The organism is Gemmatimonadales bacterium (assembly GCA_035502185.1).
GTDB lineage: Bacteria > Gemmatimonadota > Gemmatimonadetes > Gemmatimonadales > JACORV01 > Fen-1245.
The window spans coordinates 1-19,992 of sequence record DATJUT010000092.1 but is presented as its reverse complement, the minus strand read 5'-3'; the positions used below and the strand labels follow the sequence as shown (position 1 = coordinate 19,992).

Annotated in this window: 19 protein-coding genes; 18 read left to right on the top strand and 1 reads right to left on the bottom strand. The window is 73.3% G+C overall.

Annotated elements, in window-relative coordinates:
* Nucleotides 1–1,048, top strand: a 1,048-nt coding sequence (locus tag VMF70_11825) for an ABC transporter permease (protein HTT68712.1), incomplete at its 5' end; no start/stop codon positions are given.
* Nucleotides 1,045–2,205, top strand: a complete 1,161-nt coding sequence (locus tag VMF70_11820; protein HTT68711.1) for an ABC transporter permease — start codon at nt 1,045–1,047, stop codon at nt 2,203–2,205. The genes VMF70_11825 and VMF70_11820, both read left to right, overlap by 4 nt.
* A 220-nt stretch (nt 2,206–2,425) precedes the next feature.
* Here VMF70_11820 and VMF70_11815 read toward each other — a convergent pair whose 3' ends face one another.
* On the bottom strand, nt 2,426–3,214 hold the full coding sequence (locus VMF70_11815; protein ID HTT68710.1) for a PhzF family phenazine biosynthesis protein: 789 nt from the start codon (nt 3,212–3,214) through the stop codon (nt 2,426–2,428).
* Nucleotides 3,215–3,260: 46 nt separating this feature from the next.
* Between VMF70_11815 and tilS the strand changes: the two genes are divergently transcribed.
* The 16 genes from tilS (at nt 3,261) to VMF70_11735 (ending at nt 19,890) form a co-directional block, all read left to right on the top strand.
* Nucleotides 3,261–4,607, top strand: a complete 1,347-nt coding sequence (gene tilS, locus VMF70_11810; protein ID HTT68709.1) for a tRNA lysidine(34) synthetase TilS — start codon at nt 3,261–3,263, stop codon at nt 4,605–4,607.
* Complete coding sequence (gene hpt, locus VMF70_11805; protein ID HTT68708.1) at nt 4,591–5,148, top strand: hypoxanthine phosphoribosyltransferase; 558 nt, start codon at nt 4,591–4,593, stop codon at nt 5,146–5,148. The genes tilS and hpt overlap by 17 nt, the downstream gene beginning before the upstream one ends.
* 6 nt (nt 5,149–5,154) lie before the next feature.
* Nucleotides 5,155–7,134: an ATP-dependent zinc metalloprotease FtsH gene (ftsH, locus tag VMF70_11800; protein ID HTT68707.1), complete on the top strand. Its 1,980-nt coding sequence runs from the start codon at nt 5,155–5,157 to the stop codon at nt 7,132–7,134.
* A complete protein-coding gene (folP, locus tag VMF70_11795; protein ID HTT68706.1) occupies nt 7,131–8,309 on the top strand; it encodes a dihydropteroate synthase in 1,179 nt (392 codons plus the stop codon). Before ftsH ends, folP begins: the two co-directional genes overlap by 4 nt.
* Before the next feature lie 4 nt (nt 8,310–8,313).
* Nucleotides 8,314–9,123 (top strand): diadenylate cyclase CdaA, encoded by an 810-nt coding sequence (gene cdaA / locus VMF70_11790; protein ID HTT68705.1) that lies wholly within the window; start codon nt 8,314–8,316, stop codon nt 9,121–9,123.
* 173 nt (nt 9,124–9,296) lie between these two features.
* Entirely contained in the window at nt 9,297–9,974 is a 678-nt protein-coding gene (locus tag VMF70_11785) for a YggS family pyridoxal phosphate-dependent enzyme (protein HTT68704.1), read from the top strand.
* Nucleotides 9,971–10,555 (top strand): DivIVA domain-containing protein, encoded by a 585-nt coding sequence (locus tag VMF70_11780; GenBank protein ID HTT68703.1) that lies wholly within the window; start codon nt 9,971–9,973, stop codon nt 10,553–10,555. The genes VMF70_11785 and VMF70_11780 overlap by 4 nt, the downstream gene beginning before the upstream one ends.
* Nucleotides 10,552–11,373, top strand: a complete 822-nt coding sequence (locus VMF70_11775) for a purine-nucleoside phosphorylase (protein HTT68702.1) — start codon at nt 10,552–10,554, stop codon at nt 11,371–11,373. The genes VMF70_11780 and VMF70_11775 overlap by 4 nt, the downstream gene beginning before the upstream one ends.
* A gap of 109 nt (nt 11,374–11,482) precedes the next feature.
* Entirely contained in the window at nt 11,483–14,650 is a 3,168-nt protein-coding gene (ileS, locus tag VMF70_11770; GenBank protein HTT68701.1) for an isoleucine--tRNA ligase, read from the top strand.
* Between the two features lie 26 nt (nt 14,651–14,676).
* Complete coding sequence (locus tag VMF70_11765; protein HTT68700.1) at nt 14,677–15,060, top strand: TraR/DksA family transcriptional regulator; 384 nt, start codon at nt 14,677–14,679, stop codon at nt 15,058–15,060.
* Nucleotides 15,044–15,571 carry a signal peptidase II gene (gene lspA, locus VMF70_11760; GenBank protein HTT68699.1) on the top strand — a complete coding sequence of 176 codons (528 nt, stop codon included), beginning with the start codon at nt 15,044–15,046 and terminating at the stop codon, nt 15,569–15,571. Before VMF70_11765 ends, lspA begins: the two co-directional genes overlap by 17 nt.
* Nucleotides 15,572–15,577: 6 nt before the next feature.
* Nucleotides 15,578–16,603, top strand: a complete 1,026-nt coding sequence (locus VMF70_11755; GenBank protein HTT68698.1) for an RluA family pseudouridine synthase — start codon at nt 15,578–15,580, stop codon at nt 16,601–16,603.
* On the top strand, nt 16,590–17,018 hold the full coding sequence (locus tag VMF70_11750) for a chemotaxis protein CheW (GenBank protein HTT68697.1): 429 nt from the start codon (nt 16,590–16,592) through the stop codon (nt 17,016–17,018). The genes VMF70_11755 and VMF70_11750 overlap by 14 nt, the downstream gene beginning before the upstream one ends.
* Nucleotides 17,019–17,027: 9 nt before the next feature.
* Nucleotides 17,028–17,390 carry a response regulator gene (locus tag VMF70_11745; GenBank protein HTT68696.1) on the top strand — a complete coding sequence of 121 codons (363 nt, stop codon included), beginning with the start codon at nt 17,028–17,030 and terminating at the stop codon, nt 17,388–17,390.
* 1 nt (nt 17,391) lies between these two features.
* Complete coding sequence (locus VMF70_11740) at nt 17,392–19,257, top strand: chemotaxis protein CheA (GenBank protein HTT68695.1); 1,866 nt, start codon at nt 17,392–17,394, stop codon at nt 19,255–19,257.
* A 12-nt stretch (nt 19,258–19,269) separates the two neighbouring features.
* Nucleotides 19,270–19,890, top strand: coding sequence for a chemotaxis protein CheC (locus VMF70_11735; protein HTT68694.1), 621 nt, complete (start codon nt 19,270–19,272; stop codon nt 19,888–19,890).
* Nucleotides 19,891–19,992 lie beyond the last annotated feature (102 nt).

Genomic DNA, 19,992 nt, shown 5'->3' with positions numbered 1-19,992 from the left:
CTCCCTGCGGTCGGTGGTGACGACCCTGCACGCGAGCGCCGAAGTCGGCAGCGAATCGCGGATGATCGTGCAGAGCGCCAAAGCCATCGTGTTCTTCCTGCCGATGAGCTACCGGGAGCGGCTCCTGGCCGTGCCGGGCGTCAAGGCGGTGACCTGGGCCGACTGGTTCGGCGGCGTCTACCAGGACCCGAAGAACTTCTTCGCGTCCTTCGCCGCCGACGCCGAGACGTACCTCGACATCTACCGCAGCGACTTCACGCTGCCGGCCGATCAGCGCGCCGCGTTCCTCAAGGAGCGCACCGCCTGTATCGTCGGCCAGCACCTGCTCGACAAGTACGGCTGGCACCTCGGCCAGAACGTCACGCTGCAGGGCACCATCTTCCAGGGCGACTGGACCTTCACGATCCGGGGCGTCTACCACGCCACCAATCCGTCGTTCAGCGAAGACGCCCTGATGTTCCACTACGAGGTGATCTACGAGCGCTACAAGTCGTGGGTGCAGCCCGGCTGGTACGTGCTGGAGCTGAAGGACCCCGCGCTGGCGCCGCAGGTGGCCGCCGCGATCGACTCGGAGTTCAAGAACTCCAGCGACCCGACCAAGACGGGCACCGAGCGCGCGTTCAACGCCGGCTTCGTGACGATGTGGGGCAACGTCAGCTTCCTGATGGACAGCATCGGCATGGCGGTGGTGTTCGCCATCCTGCTCGTCGCGGCCAACTCGATGATGCTCTCGGCCCGCGAGCGCACCAACGAGGTCGGCGTCCTCAAGACCATCGGCTTCGGCGACCGCCTGCTCTTCGGGCTGGTGATGGTGGAGGCGGGCGGCATCGCCCTGGTGGGCGCGGTGCTCGGCCTGGGGGCGGCCACGGTGCTGTATCCGGCCATCCACTTCAGCGCGATGGGCTTCCTGCCCGGCTTCTCCGTCGCACCCGCCACCCTGGCCCTGGGCGTCGGCATCGCGCTCGCGCTGGCCCTGGCAAGCGGCCTGGTGCCGGCGGTGAGCGCGGCCCGGCTCTCGGCGGTGCAGGCGCTGAGGCACGTCGAATGAGGATCCCGCTCGTCTACAACGTCCGCAGCCTGATCCGCCGGCCCGTCTCGAGCGCGATGACCGCGCTCGGCGTGGCCCTGGTGGTCGGCGTGTTCATCGCGATGCTCGCCCTCGCGAACGGCTTCAAGATGGCGCTCGTGCGCACCGGCTCGCCGGACAACGCCATCGTCCTGCGCAAGGGCGCCGATTCCGAGCTGTCGAGCGGCATCTCGCGCGACAACGCCGCGATCATCGCCGCGCTGCCCGAGATCGCCACGGCCAGCGACGGCTCCCCGCTGGTGAGCCCCGAGGTGTTCGTGCCGACGAACCTCGACGCCACCGGCGTGGGCGAGGCACAGCTCGTCGTGACGCGCGGGGTGACCGCGCGGGCCTTCGAGGTGCGGCACGGCATCCGGATCACCGAGGGCCGGTTCTTCACCGCCGGGCGCGACGAGGTGATCATCGGCACGGCGATCGCCCCGAAGCTGGCGCACAGCGCCGTGGGCGACACGATCCACATGGCGGGCCGCGGGTGGCTCGTGGCCGGCCACTTCAGCGCCGGCGGCTCGGCCTTCGAATCGGAGATCTGGGGCGAGAACGAGCAGCTGATGCCGGTGCTGCGGGGCCAGGTCTACCAGGTCGTCGCGTTCCGCCTCAAGGACCCGTCGCAGTTCGACGCGGCGAAGCGGACGCTCGAGAACGATCCGCGGCTCCAGGTGGACGCGCACCGCGAGTCCGACTTCTACGCGTCGCAGTCCCTCGTACTGCGCCAGATCCTCAACTTCCTCGCCTTCTTCATCACGACCATCATGGCCGTCGGCGCCGTGTTCGGCGCCATCAATACGATGTACGCCGCCGTGGCCTCGCGGACGTCGGAAATCGCCGTGCTGCTGACGCTCGGCTTCAAGCCGCGCAGCGTCCTGGCGTCCTTCCTCGCCGAGGCGACGTTCCTGGCGCTGGTGGGCGGACTCGTGGGCTGCCTGGTCGCGATTCCCATCAACGGCGTCGTGACCAGCACGACCAACTGGTCGTCCTTCAGCATGATCGCGTTCTCGTTCCTCGTGACGCCGCGGATCCTCGTCACGGGCGTGCTCTTCGCCGTCGTGATGGGGGTGCTGGGCGGGTTCTTCCCCGCCCGGAGGGCGTCGAGGGTGCCGGTGGTGCAGGCGATACGGTGAGGCGGTGAAGCGTGAGAGGTGAGGGGTGAGACGTGAGAGGGTCGAGTGAGAGGTGAGAGGGGAGAAGCGAGCGGCGTGAGAGGGGAGAAGCGAGAGGCGTGAGAGGTGAGAAGTGAGCGGCGTGCGAGGTGAGCCTCTCACCTCTCACCCACCTCTCACGCCGTTCCGCCTCTCACGTCTCATCTCTCACGTGTGCCTCTCACCGCGGGCGCCTCACTTCTCACAGCAGCTCCCCTCTCCACACCGTCACCGCCTGCCCGCCCAGCAGCACCCGCTCGCCCCTCACGCCGACCTTCACCACCCCGCCGCGCGGCGACGCCTGGTAGGCGGTGAAGTCGTCCCGCCCCAGCTCCTTCCGCCACCAGGGGCCAAGGACGCAGTGGGCCGAGCCCGTCACCGGATCCTCGGGCACCCCGACCCGCGGCGCGAAGAAGCGCGAGATCACGTCGAAGCCAGCGCTCGATGCCTGGGCGGTGACGATGATCCCGCGGTGGGGCAGGGCGGCCACCCGCCCGAGGTCGGGCCGGAGGTTCCGCACCGCCCCCTCCGACGCCAGCTCCACCAGGCAGTCGAACTGGCTGATGCCGAACCGGGCCGGGCTCGCGCCCAGCGCCCGCCCCACCTCCGGCGGCGCCTCCGCGACGCCGGCGGGCTTGGCCGGGAAGTCGAGCTCGATCCACGCCCCGCGCCGCGTCGCCGTCAGCACGCCGCTCTTGGTGTGGAAGCGCAGCGGCTCCGCCTCCGCGGCGGCACCCGATTCCCACAGGTGATGCGCGCTCGCCAGGGTCGCGTGCCCGCACAGCGCCACCTCCGCGGCCGGCGTGAACCAGCGCAGGGCGAACCCGTCCGTCTCCGCAGAGAGGAACGCGGTCTCGCTGAGGTTCATCTCCCGCGCCACGGCCTGCATCCAGCCGTCCTCGGCGGGGCGGGACAGCACGCACACCGCCGCGGGGTTGCCGGCGAAGGGCCGGTCCGTGAAGGCGTCGACGACCACGACTGCCTGGCTCATGCCTGCAATATTGCCGCATCGGTCAGGCCCGGCCACCTTTCCCTTGATGATGGTCGACGCAGGGTTGGCGGAACGGCTGCGCGAGCACCTGCGCGCGGCCCGGCTGTTCCCGGAGCCGGGCCTCGCGGTGCTCGCCGTGTCGGGCGGCGGCGACTCCCTCGCGATGCTCGACCTGTTCGCCACCCTTGCGGCGGAGCTGGGGCTCGGCCTCGTGGTCGCCCACGCCGATCACGGCATCGCCGCGGACAGCGCGACCGTCGCGGCCGGGGTCGTGGAGCAGGCGCGCCGCCGCTACGGCCTGGAGACCGTGGTGGGGACGCTGCGGCTCGGCGCCGGCGCCAGCGAGACGCGGGCGCGCCTCGCGCGCTACCGCTTCCTGCGGGCCGTGCAGGCGGAGCGCGGCGCACGCTACCTGGTGACGGCGCACCACGCCGACGACCAGGTCGAGACGGTGCTGCTCCGCGTGCTGCGCGGCTCCGCACCGGCCGGCCTCAAGGGCATCGACGCGCGCGGCCGCGGGGGGAAGGGCCTGGTGCGGCCGCTGCTGCCGTTCCGGCACGCGGAGCTGCTCGCGCACGCCCGGGGTGCCGGGCTCGTGGTCGCGCAGGATCCGGCGAACGGCGACCCGAGGCACCTGCGCAGCTGGGTGCGCGGCACGCTGCTGCCGGTCGTGCGCGAGCGGCTCGGCGACGCCGACGTCGCGCTCCTGGCGCTGGCCCGCCACGCGGCCCGCGAGGTGCGAGCCTGGGATGCCGTCATCGACCTGCTGCCGGGACTGGCGCTGCGCTGCACGGAGGGCCGGGTCGAAGTTGCCCGGGCCGCGCTGCGCGGCTATGATAACACATTGGCGGGTCGCATCTTGCGCGCAGCCGCGGCGCGCGCCGGGCTGGGCCTGGCACCGGCGGCGGCCGCGCGGCTGGCCCGCTTCTCCGCCCGCGCCTCCAGCGGACGGCGGCTCGCCCTCGGCCAGGGTCTCGTGGCCGAGGCGGCGTTCGACGCTCTGGTCGTGGCCCGCTCCGCTCCGGCGCCCGAGGCGTTCGCGCTCGAGGCGTCGCGCGGCGAGATGGCCTTCGGGGCGATCTCGCTCGCCTGGCGGCCCGAGCCGGCGCCGGCGACGCTGCCGCGCGCCGGGTGGACCACGTGGCTCGCCGCCGGCGGGCTGTCGGTGCGGGCCGCGCGGGCCGGGGACGCCGTGAGCCCCATCGGCGGCGTCGGGCGCCGCAAGGTGTCGCGGCTGTTGATGGAGGCACGGGTGCCGCGCGCGGTGCGCCCCGCGTATCCGGTGGTGACCGGTGGCGACGACGTTCTGTGGGTCCCGGGGGTCTGCCGCGCCGCGGCGCGGATCCCGGGCCCCGGCACGGAGGCCGTGAGGATCGATGCTCGCGCTGGATAGCATTGCGAAGGTCATGGGCGGCCGCGCCATCCGGCGCGTGGTGCTCGACGCCGAGGCGATTCAGCGCCGCGTCGAGGAAATGGGGCGGGAGATCACCGCCGCCTATCCGGACGGGGATCTGCTCGTGCTGGGGCTGCTCAAGGGCAGCTTCATCTTCCTCGGCGACCTGGTGCGGCAGATCGGCCGGCCCATCCAGATCGACTTCCTGGTGGCCGCGTCCTACGGCAGCGGGACGGTCTCCAGCGGCGATGTGCGGCTGCTCTACGACCCCGAGACCCGGCTGGAAGGGAAACATATCCTGCTGGTCGAGGATATTATTGATTCGGGAAGGACCCTGAACCGACTGATGGAGCTGCTGGAGGCACGGCGCCCGCTCAGCCTGGCGATGTGCGCGCTCCTGCACAAGCACATCGCACCGAACCTGAAGCTCGAGCCACGGTTCCTGGGGTTCGACGCGCCGAAGGAGTTCCTGGTGGGTTACGGCCTGGACCACGCCGAGAACTTCCGCCACCTGCCGTTCATCGCGAGCCTGGCCGAGTGAGCCGAGATGCCTGACCGGTTGCCACCTCCGCGCTTCAGCTGGAGCAAGCTGTCGAAGACGGCGGCGTTCTGGCTGATCGTCCTGCTGATTCCCGTGATGCTGGTCGAGTTGACGAGCGGCCGCGGCGGGGAGACGTCGGAGGTCGCCTACTACGACTTCAACCGCGAGCTCGAGCGCGACAACGTCAACGCGGTGGAGATCACGCAGGGCGAGGCGCCGGAGCTGCGGGGCGAGTTCAAGACGCCCGTGCACGTGGTCGGCCGCGACGTGGTGCGGTTCACGACCCAGCTGCCGTTCCAGCCCACCGAGGCCTTCGCGAGCGCGCTGGTGCAGCACAACGTGCAGATCCGCGCCAAGCCCGCGCGGCAGGGCTTCCTCGGCCTGTTCGTCGGCATCATCCCCTGGCTGGTGCTGATCGGCTTCTGGGTCTTCCTGTTCCGCCAGATGCAGAGCGGCGGCTCGCGCGCCTTCGCGTTCGGCAAGTCGAAGGCCAAGCTCCTGACCGGGGACACGCCCAAGATCACCTTCGCCGACGTGGCGGGGGCCGACGAGGCCAAGGTCGAGCTGCAGGAGATCATCGAGTTCCTCAAGGACCCGCAGAAGTTCACCCGGCTGGGCGGCCGGCTGCCCAAGGGCGCGCTGCTGATCGGCGCACCGGGCACCGGCAAGACGCTCCTGGCCAAGGCGGTGGCCGGCGAGGCGGGGCGGCCGTTCTTCTCGATGTCGGGCTCCGACTTCGTGGAGATGTTCGTCGGCGTGGGCGCGAGCCGCGTCCGCGACCTGTTCGAGCAGGGCAAGGCGCACGCGCCGTGCATCATCTTCATCGACGAGATCGACGCCGTCGGCCGGCACCGCGGCGCGGGGCTGGGCGGCGGCCACGACGAGCGCGAGCAGACGCTGAACCAGCTGCTGGTGGAGATGGACGGCTTCGAGTCGAACGACGGCGTGATCCTGCTGGCCGCGACCAACCGCCCCGACGTGCTCGATCCGGCGCTGCTCCGGCCGGGCCGCTTCGACCGGCAGATCGTGGTGGACGCGCCCGACGTGAAGGGCCGCGAGGGCATCCTCCGCGTCCACGTCCGCAAGATCCCGCTCGGCGCCGACGTCCGGCTGGAGACGCTGGCCAAGGGCACGCCCGGCCTCTCGGGGGCCGACCTCGCCAACCTGGTGAACGAGGCGGCGCTGCTCGCCGCCCGCCGCAACAAGCCGCGCGTGGACATGCCGGATTTCGAGGACGCCCGGGACAAGGTGATGCTCGGCGTCGAGCGCCGCAGCCTGGTCCTGACCGAGGACGAGCGGCGGCTCACGGCGTATCACGAGGCCGGGCACACGATCGTCCTGCTGGCGATCCCCGGGCTCGATCCGGTGCACAAGGTCACCATCGTGCCGCGCGGCCGGTCGCTGGGCAGCACGTCGTGGCTGCCGGAGGAGGACCGGCACAACTACACGAAGTACTGGCTGGAGGGTCAGCTGGCGGTCGGGTTCGGTGGTCGGGTGGCGGAGGAGCTGGTCTTCGGGCCGGAGAAGGTGACCACGGGTGCGGCGAGCGACATCGAGCACGCGACCGATTTGGCCCGCCGCATGGTGACGAAGTTCGGGATGAGCGACAAGATCGGCGCGATCGCGGTGGGCGACCGCGAACAGGAGATCTTCCTCGGCCGGGAGCTGTCGCAGCGGCGGGAGATCAGCGAGCGCACCAGCGAGCTGGTCGACGAGGAGGTGAAGCGGATCATCGACAGCGCCTACCAGCGGGCGCGCGACATCCTCGGGGGGAAGCGCGGCGTCCTCGACACGCTGGCCGCGGCGCTGCTGGAGCGGGAGACACTGGAGCGCGACGACATCCTGGCGGTGGCCGCCGGCCAGCCGCTGCCGCCCCGGCGGGAGACGCCGGCCCTGGGGGCGGCGTCCGGGACGGCCTCGCCCGCGGCGAAGGGCACGGCGCCCGCGCCGCTCGGGGTGCCGAAAGAAGCGCCGAGCCCCGCGTGAGGGTGACGGCGCTCGCCGGCGACGTACCGGCGGCGCTGGCCTCCGCGCTCGAGGCGCGCGGGCTCGACCGGCTCCACGCCGAGGCGCTGGCGGCGGGGGGCGCCCCGGTCGCACTGGTCCTCGAGCCGCTCGACGAGCCCGAGACGTCGGCCCTGATGCGGGGGGCCGCGCGGGCCGGCCTGGACTGTCACACCGGCGAGGGCTGGGCGGTCGTCGCCGGAACGCTGGCGCGGCTCGGTGGATTGGCGCGGCCCGATCCGGCCGCTCCCCTGCCCGAACGCCTCGGCCTCGCGCTGGGGCGTTTTCTTCAGGGGCGGCAGGAGGCGCCGCAGGCGTGGCGCACGGCGCGCCGCTCCATCCCGCTCGACCGCTCGTGCATCGTGGGCATCGTCAACGTCACGCCCGACTCCTTCAGCGACGGCGGCCGGCACCTGGCGCCGGACGACGCGCGCGCCGGCGCGCAGCGGATGCGCGAGGCCGGCGCCGGCGTCCTGGACGTGGGCGGCGAATCCACCCGCCCCGGGGCGGAGCGGCCGGACCAGGCCGAGGAGCTGCGCCGGGTGCTCCCGGTGGTGCGCGCCCTGGTCGCCGAGATCGGCCTCCCGGTGAGCGTGGACACCCGCCGCAGCCGCGTCGCCCAGGCCGCGCTCGAGGCCGGCGCGGAGATCGTGAACGACGTCTCGGGCCTGGCGGCCGACCCACGGATGGCCGAGGTGGTGCGCGCGGCCGGCGCCGGGGTCGTGCTCATGCACATGCGCGGCGAGCCGCACACCATGGACGGCCTCGCCGTGTACCGCGACGTCGCGGGCGAGGTGGCCGCGGAGCTGGCCGAGCGCCGCGACCGCGCGCTGGCCTGCGGCATCGCACCGGAGCAGGTGGTGCTGGACCCCGGCCTGGGATTCGCCAAGGCGCCCGCGCACAACCTCGCGCTGCTCGACCGGCTGGGGGCGGTGGTGGCGCTGGGGCATCCGGTGATGGTGGGGCCGTCCCGCAAGCGGTTCCTGGGCGCCGCCACCGGCCAGCCGGTGGACCGGCGCGACGCGGCGACGGCCGCGGCCTGCGTCGCGGCCCGGATGCGCGGGGCGCGGCTGTTCCGGGTGCACGACGTCGCCGCGGCCCGCGAGGCGCTGGCCGTGGCCGACGCGGTGCTCGCGAACGACGGGGGAGGGGCCTGACCCGATGGACGGGCGGATTCCGCTGCTCCTGCCGCATTGGCGCGACGTGGTCGAGATCCTCATCGTCGCGTACGTCATCTATCGGGCCCTGCTCCTCGTGGTGGGCACCCGCGCGCTGCACATCCTGTTCGGGCTGGTGCTGCTGGGCGCCGTGTACGTCGCGGCGGTGATGCTGAAGTTCACGATGATCTCCTATCTGCTCGGCGTGGTCTTCACCTACGGCGCGTTCGCGCTGCTGATCGTGTTCCAGCCGGAGCTCCGGGCCGCCCTCGCGCGGCTGGGTCAATCGCGGGTGATGCGGTTCTTCTACCGCGGCGAGGCCCACCAGGTGGCCGAGGAGATCGCCGAGGCGGTGGACCGGCTGAGCCGGGCGGGCACCGGCGCCATCATCGCGGTCGAGGGCGAGGTGGGGCTCGGCGACTACGTCGCCAGCGGCACGCCGCTCTCGGCCAAGGTCTCCGCGGACCTGGTGACGACGATCTTCACGCCGTACTCGCCGCTGCACGACGGGGCGCTCATCGTCCGCGGCGACACCATCGTGGGCGCCGGCTGCATCCTGCCTCTGACCCAGTTCCCGGTGGACGACAAGACCCTCGGCACCCGCCACCGCGCGGCGCTCGGGCTCTCCGAGGAGACCGACGCGATGGTCATCGTCATCTCGGAGGAGACGTCCGCGGTCTCGGTGGCGCACCGCGGCAGCCTCGAGCGCGGCGTCGGCGTGGCTCGCCTCAAGGAGCTGCTCGCGACCGGGCCGTTCGCCCGCGCCGCTGCCGGCGGCCTGGAGCCGGTGCCGCCGTTGTCGCCGAACCCGTAGACCGAGCCGCGCAGACCCTACACCCTCACCCCCTGCGCCCAGCCGCCCGACCTCGCCCCACCCCGTTGCCAGTTGCCAGACGGCAAGTTGCGAGGGAGACCCCGACCCCCGGCCCCACCCGCCAAACCCCAGGCCTAACTTCCAGTCCCAGCACTAGTTACCTTTAAAGGCTGATGGATATTGCGGCCGTCCGCTCCCGGATCGCGGCTGCGGCCGTGCGCGCGGGACGCTCGCCCGAGGACGTGCGGATCGTGGCGGTGACCAAGGGCCACCCCCTTGAGCGGGCGCGCGAAGCGGTGGCGGCGGGTCTGGCGGACCTGGGCGAGAACCGGGTGCAGGAGGCGCTGGCCAAGCAGGCGGCGTGGCCGGACGGGCCGGCGCGCTGGCACCTGATCGGCCACCTGCAGCGCAACAAGGTCAAGCTGGTGGTCGGGCGCTTCGCGCTGATCCACTCGCTCGACTCGATCCGGCTCGCCGACGCGCTCGAGGCGGCCGGGGCCGCGGCCGGCCGGGTGCAGGACGTGCTGGTCGAGGTGAACGTGGCGCGGGAGGCGCAGAAGAACGGCGCCCTGCCGGACGAGGCGCCGGCCCTGGTGGCCCACGCGGCGGGGCTGCCGCACCTGCGGCTGCTCGGCCTGATGACGATGGCCCCGTACGGCGCGCCGGCGGCCGTGCAGCACCAGGTGTTCGGAGGGCTGCGGGAGCTGCGGGATCGTGTGTCTCGCAACTCGGGACTCGCAACGCTCAGCCAGCTTTCCATGGGCATGTCGGGCGACTTCGAGATCGCGGTGGAGGAAGGGGCGACGATGGTGCGCCTCGGGACGATTCTCTTCGGGGAGCGTGCGTCATGACCGACGACGTGTTCCGACTGACGCCGCTGGACCTGCGCAAGCAGGAATTCCGGAAGGCGATGCGCGGCTACGATCCGGCGGAGGTGGACGACTTCCGGGCCCGGGCGGCGGACGAGCTCGAGCGCGTCGTGCGCGAGCGCATGGCGCTGGAGGAGAAGCTCAAGCGCCAGGAGGAGCAGCTGGTCGCCTTCCGGGACCGGGAGAAGGCGATGAACGACGCGCTGGTGGCGGCGCAGCAGCTCCGCGCCGAGACGCGCGAGCAGGCCGAGCGCGAGGCGCAGATGATCGTCCGGGAGGCCGAGGCGGAAGGGGAGCGCCGGCTGGAGCGCGCCCGCCGCGAGATCGAGCGGCTGGAGGCGACGACCCAGAACCTGGGCCGCCAGCACCACGCCTACCTGGCGGCGCTGCGCAGCCTGGTGGAGCGGCAGAAGGCGGAGCTGGACGCGATGGCCGATGCGCTGCCGTCGCCGTACGGGAAGGTCGCCGGCGCGATCCAGCCGGCCGATGCCGGCGAGGCCGAACGGGCCCGCGAGGCCCGCAAGTCCTCCCCCAAGTGGATCAAGAACATCGTCGAGGAGTGAGCGACGATGCGGTCGGCCGGGCCGCGGACGCGGTGCGCGCGCGCTACGCGCGCACCCCGGACGTGGCGATCATCCTCGGCACGGGCCTCGGCGGCCTGGGACGCGAGATCGCGCTCGAGGCCGAGGTCCCCTACCAGGACATCCCCGGCTTCCCGCTCTCCACGGTGGAGTCGCACGCCGGCCGGCTCCTGTGCGGCCGGCTGGGCGGCCGCGCCGTGGTGGCGATGGCGGGGCGGTTCCACCGCTACGAGGGCTACGGCCTCCGGCAGATCGCGTTCCCCGTCCGCGTGATGCGCGCGCTCGGCGCGCGCATCCTGATCGTCTCCAACGCCTGCGGCGGGCTGCACCCGCTGTGGGCGCCCGGCGACCTCGTGATGCTCACCGACCACATCAACCTGCTCGGCGACGACCCGCTGGTGGGTCCGAACGACGACCGCGAGGGCCCGCGCTTCCCGGACATGTCCGCGCCGTACGACCCGCAGCTCGCCGCCCTCGCCCGGAGCGTCGCGCTGGCCCAGCGCATCACGCTGCGCGAGGGGGTGTACGCCGCGGTGGGCGGGCCCAACCTCGAGACCCGCGCGGAGTACCGCTGGCTGCGCCACATCGGGGCCGACGTGGTGGGGATGAGCACCGTGCCCGAAGTGATCGTCGCCGTCCACGGCGGGATGCGGGTGCTCGGCATCTCGATCGTCACCGACATGGGGCTGGCCGACGCGCTCGAGCCCGCCGACATCCAGCGGATCATCCGCACCGCGGCGGGCGCGGAGCCGCGGCTCACGGCCCTGATCCGCGGCGTGGTGGAGCGGCTGGCCGCGTGAGCGCGCCGCGCGTGCCCCGACCCGCAGCGGAGGCGTCCGTCGCGCTGCCCGCTCGATCCGGCCCCGGCACGAGTGCCACCGCGCCGCGCGCGCCCCGACCGCTGCGCCCGTGAGCGCCGACCGCTTCCGGCCGCTCGCGGCCGCCGACCCCGACGCGCTGGAGCGGGAGCTCCTGGCGCGCTGGAAGACCGAGGACCTGTTCCACGAGACGCAGCGCCGCACCGCGCGCGGCGCGCCGTTCGTATTCTACGAGGGCCCGCCCACCGCCAACGGCCGTCCGGGCATCCACCACGTGGTGGCCCGCACCATCAAGGACCTGGTGTGCCGGTTCCAGGTGATGCACGGCCGCCGGGTGGGCCGCATCGCCGGCTGGGACACGCACGGCCTCCCGGTCGAGATCGAGGTGGAGCGGCAGCTCGGCCTGGGCGGGAAGATGGACATCGGCGACGGGCCCGGCGCGAAGGTCTCGGTGGCCGAGTTCAACCGGCTGTGCCGCGAGAGCGTGTGGAAGTACAAGGCGGAGTGGGAAGCGCTCTCCGACCGGATCGGCTACTGGCTGGACTACGACCACCCGTACGTCACCTACACCGCGCCGTACATCGAGTCGGTGTGGTGGCTGCTGCGGCAGCTCCACGAGAAGGGGCTGCTGGGCAAGGGGCACAAGGTGCTGCCCTACTGCCCGCGCTGCGGCACCACGCTCTCGAGCCACGAGCTGGCCCTGGGCTACGACACGGCGAAGGACCCGTCGGTCACCGTGCTGTTCCCGGTGGAGGGCGAGCCCGACCGCGCGCTGCTGGTGTGGACCACCACGCCGTGGACGCTGGTTTCCAACTTCGCCATCGCGGTGAACCCGGACCTCGACTACGTGGAGGTCGAGGTCAGGGGCCGCCGTCTCGTGCTGGCCGAGGCGCGCGCGCCGTTCGTGCGTCCGGGCGGCGAGGCCGAGCCGCTCTCCGCGCACCCGGTGCTGCGGCGGATCAAGGGCCGCGACCTGGTGGGGCTCCGCTACCGGCTGCCCCTCGAAGTGGTGCCGCGGCCGGCGGGGGAGCGGCAGCTGGTCGTGGCCGCGCCGTTCGTGACCGCGGAGGACGGCACCGGCCTGGTGCACCTCGCGGCCTTCGGCGCCGACGATTTCGTGGTGGCGCGGGAGCGCGGGCTGGCCTACGCGGTGCCGGTGGACGCCAGCGGGAAGTTCCGCGGCACCAGCTGGCCGGCGATCGAGGGCGTGTTCGTCAAGGACGCCGACGCCGCGATCATCCAGCGGCTGAAGGACGAAGGCCACCTGCTCGCGCGCGAGACGGTGGAGCACACCTATCCGTTCTGCTGGCGCTGCGACACGCCGCTGCTCTACTACCCGCGCGAATCATGGTTCGTCCTGACCAGCCGGATCAAGGACCGGCTGCTGGCCTTGAACCGGGGCATCGGCTGGCACCCGCCGGAGATCGGCAGCGGGCGGTTCGGCGAGTGGCTCGAGAACAACGTGGACTGGGCCCTGTCGCGCGACCGCTTCTGGGGCACGCCGCTGCCGGTGTGGGTGTGCGACCGCGAGGCCGCGCACGTCGAGGTGATCGGGTCCTACGGCGCGCTGGCGGACCGGTGGGGCCAGCCCCTGCCCGCGGACTTCGACCCGCACAAGCCGGGGATCGACGCCTTCACGTGGCGGTGCGCCGCGTGCGCCGGCACGATGCGCCGGGTGAGCGAGGTGATCGACGCCTGGTTCGACTCGGGCGCGATGCCGGTGGCGCAGTGGCACTACCCGTTCGAGCACCAGCGCGAGTTCCGCGAGCAGTTCCCGGCCGACCTCATCGCCGAGGGCGTGGACCAGACGCGCGGGTGGTTCTACTCGCTGCTGGCCATCGCCGCCGGCGTGTTCCACGAGGCCGCGTACCGGAACGTGGTGGTGAACGAGCTGGTCCTCGACGCCGCCGGCCAGAAGATGTCCAAGAGCCGGGGCAACGTCGTGGAGCCGATGGCGGTGATCGGGAAGGTCGGCGCCGACGCGGTGCGGCTGTTCCTGCTCGCCGCGAGCCAGGTGTGGCTCCCCAAGCGGTTCGACGAGTCGGCGATCCCCGACGTGGCGGGCGCCGCCCTCGACAAGCTCCGGCACAGCTACAACCTCTTCCCCCTGTACGCCGAGGACTGGCGCCCGTCCGCGGCCGACCCGGTGCGCACGGCGCGGCCGCTGGTGGACCGGTGGCTGCTGGGGCGCCTCGCGCGGACCGTGCGCGAGGTCGAGGCGGCGTGGGCCGGGTACGACGTCACGGCGGGGACGCGGGCGATCCTCGCCTTCGTGGTCGACGACCTGTCGAACTGGTGGGTGCGCCTCAACCGCGCGCGCTTCTGGGTGCCGGGCGGGAAGGCGGACCCGGCGGCGCTGGCCACCCTGCACGAGGCGCTGGTCGTGACCGCGCGGTTGCTGGCGCCGGCGGCACCGTTCCTGTCCGACGCGCTGCACCGGGCGCTGCTGGGCGGCTCGGTGCACCTGGCGCCGTTCCCGGTGCCCGCGCCCGGCGTGGACGACGCGCGGCTCGACCGCGCGATGGACGTGGTGCGGCGCCTGGCCTCGCTGGCCCGGAGCGCGCGCGAGGACGTCGGCATCCGGGTGCGCCAGCCGCTGGCGCGGCTGCTGGCCGCGGTTCCCCCGGACGTGGAGCGCGCCACGTTCGACGCGCTGGTGCCCCTACTGCGGTCGGAGGTCAATGTCAAGCTGGTCGAGCTGGTGACCCGCGGGACGGACCTTGTCACGCTGGAAGCGCGCCCTAGCTTTCGTGCCCTCGGAAAGCGGTTTGGCAAGACGACGCCCGCGGTGGCAGAGGCGATCCGGGGCCTGTCCGCGGACGACGTGGCCCGCTTCGAGGCGGGCGAGCCGGTGACGGTCGAGGTGGACGGCGAGCGCCACGCGCTCGCGCCCGACGACCTGGTGGTGCACCGGCAGGCGCGCGGCGACGTGGTGGTGCGGGCCGACGGCGGCGTGGTCGCCGCGCTCGACCCGATGCTCACCGACGAGCTGCGCCAGGAAGGGCTGGCGCGCGAGGTCGTGAGCCGGGTGCAGCGGCTGCGGCGCGAGGCCGGCTACCGGGTGACGGACCGGATCGAGCTGTGGGTCAAGGGCGACCGGCCGGTGGAAGAGGCGACCCGGCGGCACGCCGACTACATTGCGGGGGAAACCTTGGCGCTCGCCCTCACGGTCGGACACGAGGCGCCGGCGGCCGACCTCGTGCAGGAACTGGACGTGGACGGCCACAGGGCGCGGCTCGCGGTGCGCCGCACCGGCTGAGCTCGACGACGCAGGGAGAGGGCATCATGACCAAGAAACAGCTCGCGCACTTCGAGAAGCGGCTGCTGGAGGAGCGCGCCCGGGCGATGAAGGAGATCGGCCACTACGACGAGAGCTTCAACGCCACGCTGCAGGCGGCGGACGGCGACCTCTCCTCTTACTCCTTCCACATGGCCGACCAGGGGACCGACGCGATGGAGCGCGAGAAGGCGTTCCTGATGGCCTCCAAGGAAGGCCGCTTCCTGTGGCACCTCAACCAGGCGCTGCGCCGGCTGTACGAGACGCCCGACAAGTACGGCAAGTGCGAGAGCTGCGGCGAGGAGATCGCCTTCGACCGCCTCGACGCGCTGCCGCACGCCCGGTTGTGCATCCGCTGCAAGGAGAAGGAGGAGAATGGCAAGCGTCACTGAGCGGCGCCGCTTCGGTCTCACCGTCGCGGTGATCGTCGCGCTGGACCTCGTCACCAAGCTGGTGGCGGTCCGCGCCCTGCCGCCGTACCTCGGCGTGCGGCTCGTCGGCGACGCCCTCCAGCTCCGCCTGGTCTACAACTCGGGAGCGGCCTTCGGTCTCAACCTCGGCGACCACTCCCGCTGGATCTTCATGGGCCTGTCGATCGCCGCGATCGTGGTGCTGGTCGCGATGCTCCGCTCCACGCGGCCCGGCGACTGGCTGCGGCTGTACGCGCTGGCCGCGATCTGCGCCGGCGCGCTCGGCAACCTGATCGACCGCGTCCGCTCGGCGCGCGGCGTGGTGGACTTCCTCGACGTGGGCGTCGGCGCCCTGCGCTGGCCGACCTTCAACGTCGCGGACATGGCGGTCACCTGCGGCGCGGTGGCCCTCGCCCTGTCCCTGTGGGGTGAAGGCAAGAAGGGGCCCGCGCCCGCGACCGAGCCGGGAACCTCGCCCCCGCCCGGCGTGTAGCGGCCCGTGCCGTTGCCCCCGGCGACGCGCTTCTCCGTCGCGGTCCTCCGCGCCGAGCGCCTCGACCGGTTTCTCGCCGACCAGCTTCGACTCTCCCGCACCGCCGCCGCCCGCCTCATCGCCGACGGGGCGGTGCTGCTCGACGAGCGGCCCGCGCGCGCCTCGGCGGAGCCGGAGCGCGGGAACGTCGTCTCGGTCGTCTTCCCCGCGCGCGCCCCGCGCCAGCTCGCCCCGGCCGACATTCCGCTCACGGTCGTCTACGAGGACGAGGAGCTCGCGGTGATCGACAAGCCCGCCGGCCTCGTCGTGCACCCGGCCCCCGGCCACTGGGACGACACCCTGGTCAACGCGCTGGTCGCCCGCGGGGTGCGGCTGGACGGCGGCGCGCCCGGCCGCCTCGGCATCGTGCACCGCCTCGACAAGGACACCTCCGGCCTGCTGGTCGTGGCCAAGACGGAGCGCGCGCACCAGCGGCTGGGTGACGCGCTCGCCGCGCGGCGCATCGAGCGGCGCTACGCGGCCCTCGTCTGGGGCCACCTCGGGGCGGCGGCGCGGCGCATCGAGGCCCCGCTCGCGCGCCACCCCGGCGACCGCAAGCGCATGACGGTCGCGGCCGGCGGCCGGCGCGCGGTGACGCGCGTGCGGGCGGTGGCGCGCGGCGTGGCGGCGGACCTGGCGGCGGCGGGTCTCGAGACCGGGCGCACCCACCAGATCCGCGTCCATCTCGCCTCGATCGGCCACCCGGTGGTGGGCGACCGCGTGTACGGCGGCGCCGAGCAGCGCCGCGCCGACGCCACGGCCAAGGACGCCGAGCAGCTCGCCCGTGCCGCGCCCCGCCAGGCCCTCCACGCCGCCTGGCTGCGGCTGGCCCATCCGGCCAGCGGCGCGCCGCTCGACCTCAGGTCGGAGTGGCCCGCCGATCTGCGGCCGGCGCTCGCCGTCGCGCTCGGTGAGGCGAATTTGCTTGCTGTCCCTAAACCCTTGGAGTATCTTGGCTTCTTCGCCTTCGGTGCGTGGGATGACCGCCCGTAAGCTGCTCCTGTTCCGGTCCGGAGGGCAGGTGTTCGCGGTCGAAGCCGGCGCGGTTCTGGAGATCCTGCCGGACATGCCGCCGACGCGCATCCCGGGCGCTCCGGCCGCGGTGCGCGGCCTCGTCAACGTCCGGGGCACCCTGGTCACGGTGGTGGATGCGGGCCGCGCGATCGGCGTGGGGTCCGCCCTGCAGTCGGCAGGCGGGAGCCTGGTGCTCGTCACCCGGCACGCCCGCCCCGTGGGTCTCGCGGTGGACGAGGTCCTCGACCTCGTGACGGTGGCCGATACCGCGTTGCAGGATCGCGCGTCCCTGCCCGGCGTCCGTCCGGACCTGGTGCGAGCCGTCGGTGCCTCTGGCGGCCAGACCTTCGTAGAACTCGCGACCGACGTCTTGCTGGAGCCCTTGCTGCCGTAGGAGGTGGGTGTGGGCCACAGAGTCCTCGTCTGCGACGACGCGATCTTCATGCGGACGATGATATCCGACATCCTGTCCGGGGCCGGCTACGAGGTGGTGGGCGAGGCCGAGACCGGACTGCAGGCCATCGAGCGCTATCGCGAGCTGAATCCCGACCTGGTCACCATGGACATCGTGATGCCCGACATGGGAGGGATCGACGCCGTCCGCGAGATCGTCAAGCAGGATCCGAACGCCAAGATCCTGATGTGCAGCGCGATGGGCCAGCAGGCCCTGGTCGTGGAAGCCATCCAGGCGGGCGCCAAGGACTTCGTGGTCAAGCCGTTCCAGCCCTCGCGGGTGCTCGAGGCGGTCCAGCGGGTGCTGGGATAGGATGGACGTCAGCCGCTACGCGGACCTGTTCCTCAGCGAGAGCCGCGAGCACCTCACCGCCTTCAACCACTTGCTGCTCGAGTGGGAGCGCGACCCGGCCGCGCGCGAGCCGGTGGACGGGGTGTTCCGCGCCGCCCACTCGCTCAAGGGGATGGCGGCGACGATGGGCTACGCGGCCGTCGCCGACCTCGCCCACCGCACCGAGAGCCTGCTCGACGTGGTGCGGCGGGCGCGCGCGGCGGTGACGCCGGCCCAGCTCGACCTGCTGTTCCGCGCCGCCGACGCGCTCGAGCGGGCGGTGGCCGCCGCGGTGGCCGGCCGCGACGACCCCGCGCCGCTGGCCGGCCTCGCCGCCGACCTCGACGCCGCGGTGGCCCAGGCGGCGCCCCCCGGCGCGGCCGCGCCGCAGCCCGCGGCGCCGGCGGCGGGCGGGCCCGGCCCGGGGCCGGGGCGCAGCGTCCGCGTCGCGCTCGCCGCCGACGCCGCGCTCAAGGGCGCACGGGCGCTGCTGGTGCTGGCGCGCGCGGCCGCGCTGGGCGCCGTGCACGGCGTCCAGCCGCCGCCCGGCGCGATGGAGGCGGAGGACTTCGACGGCCGGTTCGCGTTCCGGCTCGACACGCGCACCGGCGCGCCCGAGATCGAGGCGGCGCTGCGCGGCGCCGGCGACGTGGAGACGGTGGAGGTCGTCGAGGAGGCGGCCGAGTCCGCCGCCGAGGCGGGGCGCGCCCGCCACATCCGGGTGGACCTGCGCCGGCTCGACGAGCTGATGAACCTCATCGGCGAGCTGGTCATCGCGCGCGGCCGCCTGGACGCCCTGGCGCGGCGGTTCGCGGAGCCGGATCTCGCCGACGTGGCGACCGACGTCGGGCGCCTGTCGGCGTCGCTGCAGAGCGAGATCCTCCAGGCGCGGATGGTGCCGGTGTGGCAGGTGTTCGACCGCTTCCCGCGGATGGTGCGGGACCTCGCCCGCCAGATGGGCAAGCAGGTCGCGTTCCGCGTCGAGGGCAAGGAGATCGAGCTCGACCGCGTGATCCTGGACGAGATCGCGGACCCGCTGGTGCACCTGCTGCGCAACGCGGTGGACCACGGCATCGAGCCGCCCGCCGAGCGGGCCGCCGCCGGCAAGCCGCCGCTGGGGCAGCTGGTGCTGGCGGCCGAGCGCGAGCGCTCGTCGGTGGTGGTGCGGGTCGCGGACGACGGGCGGGGCATCGACCGCGCGCGGGTGCTGCGCCGCGCCCGCGAGCTGGGGCTGGTGGCGGACGAGGTCGAGCAGCTGAGCGACGACGACACGCTCGCGCACCTCATCGCGCTGGCGGGCTTCAGCACCGCCGAGCACGTGACGGACATCTCGGGTCGCGGCGTGGGCATCGACGCCGTGGTCACCACGGTGCGGGCGCTGGGCGGCTCGCTGGAGGTGAAGTCCCAGGACGGGCGCGGGACGGCCTTCACGCTCCGGCTGCCCACCACGCTCGCGATCGTGCGCGCGCTGCTGGCCCGGGTGGGCACCGAGACGTACGCGCTGCCGCTCACCCACGTGGTGGAGATGGTGGAGTCGCGGCGCGGCGAGGTCCAGCTGCTCCAGGGCAAGGAGGTCCTGGTGCTGCGCGGGCAGATGGTGCCGCTGGTGCGCCTGTGGGAGCGCCTCGGCGTGCCGCACGCGGGCCCGCGGCCGCCCCGCCAGCCGGTGATCGTGCTCGCGATGGGCGAGCGCCGCTCCGGAGTGGTGGTGGACGCGCTGCTCGGGCAGGAGGAGATCGTGGTCCGGCCCTTCGACCTCCCGCGCGGGGCCGTGCCCGTGTTCAGCGGCGCCACCATCCTCGGCGATGGGGCGCCGGCGCTGATCTTGGACGCCGGCGGTCTGATCTAGACGGGGAGCGCGATGGAAGACATTCGGGATCTCAAGGCTCTGCAGCTCGACGCGCTGCGCGAGGTGGAGAACATCGGCGCGGGGCACGCCGCCACCGCGCTGTCGCAGATGACCAACCGGCGCATCATGATCACCGTGCCGCAGATCACGGTGACCCGGCTGGAGGACGTGGCGGGCGTGCTCGGGGAGCCGCCGCAGGTGGTCGCCGCGATCCTGCTGCACATGATGGGCGACCTCACCGGGCGCACCCTGCTCGTCTTCCCGGAGGCGGCCGCCCGCCGGCTGTGCGACCTGCTGCTGCGGCGCGCGCCGGGCACCACCACCGAGTTCGGGGCCATCGAGCAGTCCAGCCTCAAGGAGGCCGGCAACATCCTGTGCGGCGCCTTCATGAGCGCGCTGTCGTCGTTCATGGGGATGATGCTGCTGCCGTCCGTGCCGAGCCTGCTGGTCGACCTCTCCTCGGCCGTCATCACCTCCGCGTACCTCGACTTCGGCAGCGAGCGCGACTACGTGCTGTGCGTGGAGACGCAGTTCCAGTTCGAGGCCGAAGCGGAGGCGCTGCGCGGCCACTTCCTCCTCGTGCCGGATCTCGCGTCGCTGCGCGCGATCCTGCAGGCGGTGCGGCTCACCTGACGGCGGGGGCGGCGATGCCGGGAACCGTGGCCTCGGATCGCGATCTCGCCGTGCTCCGGTCGTTCGTGCGCCGGATCGATGCCTCCGACGCCGGCGCGCACA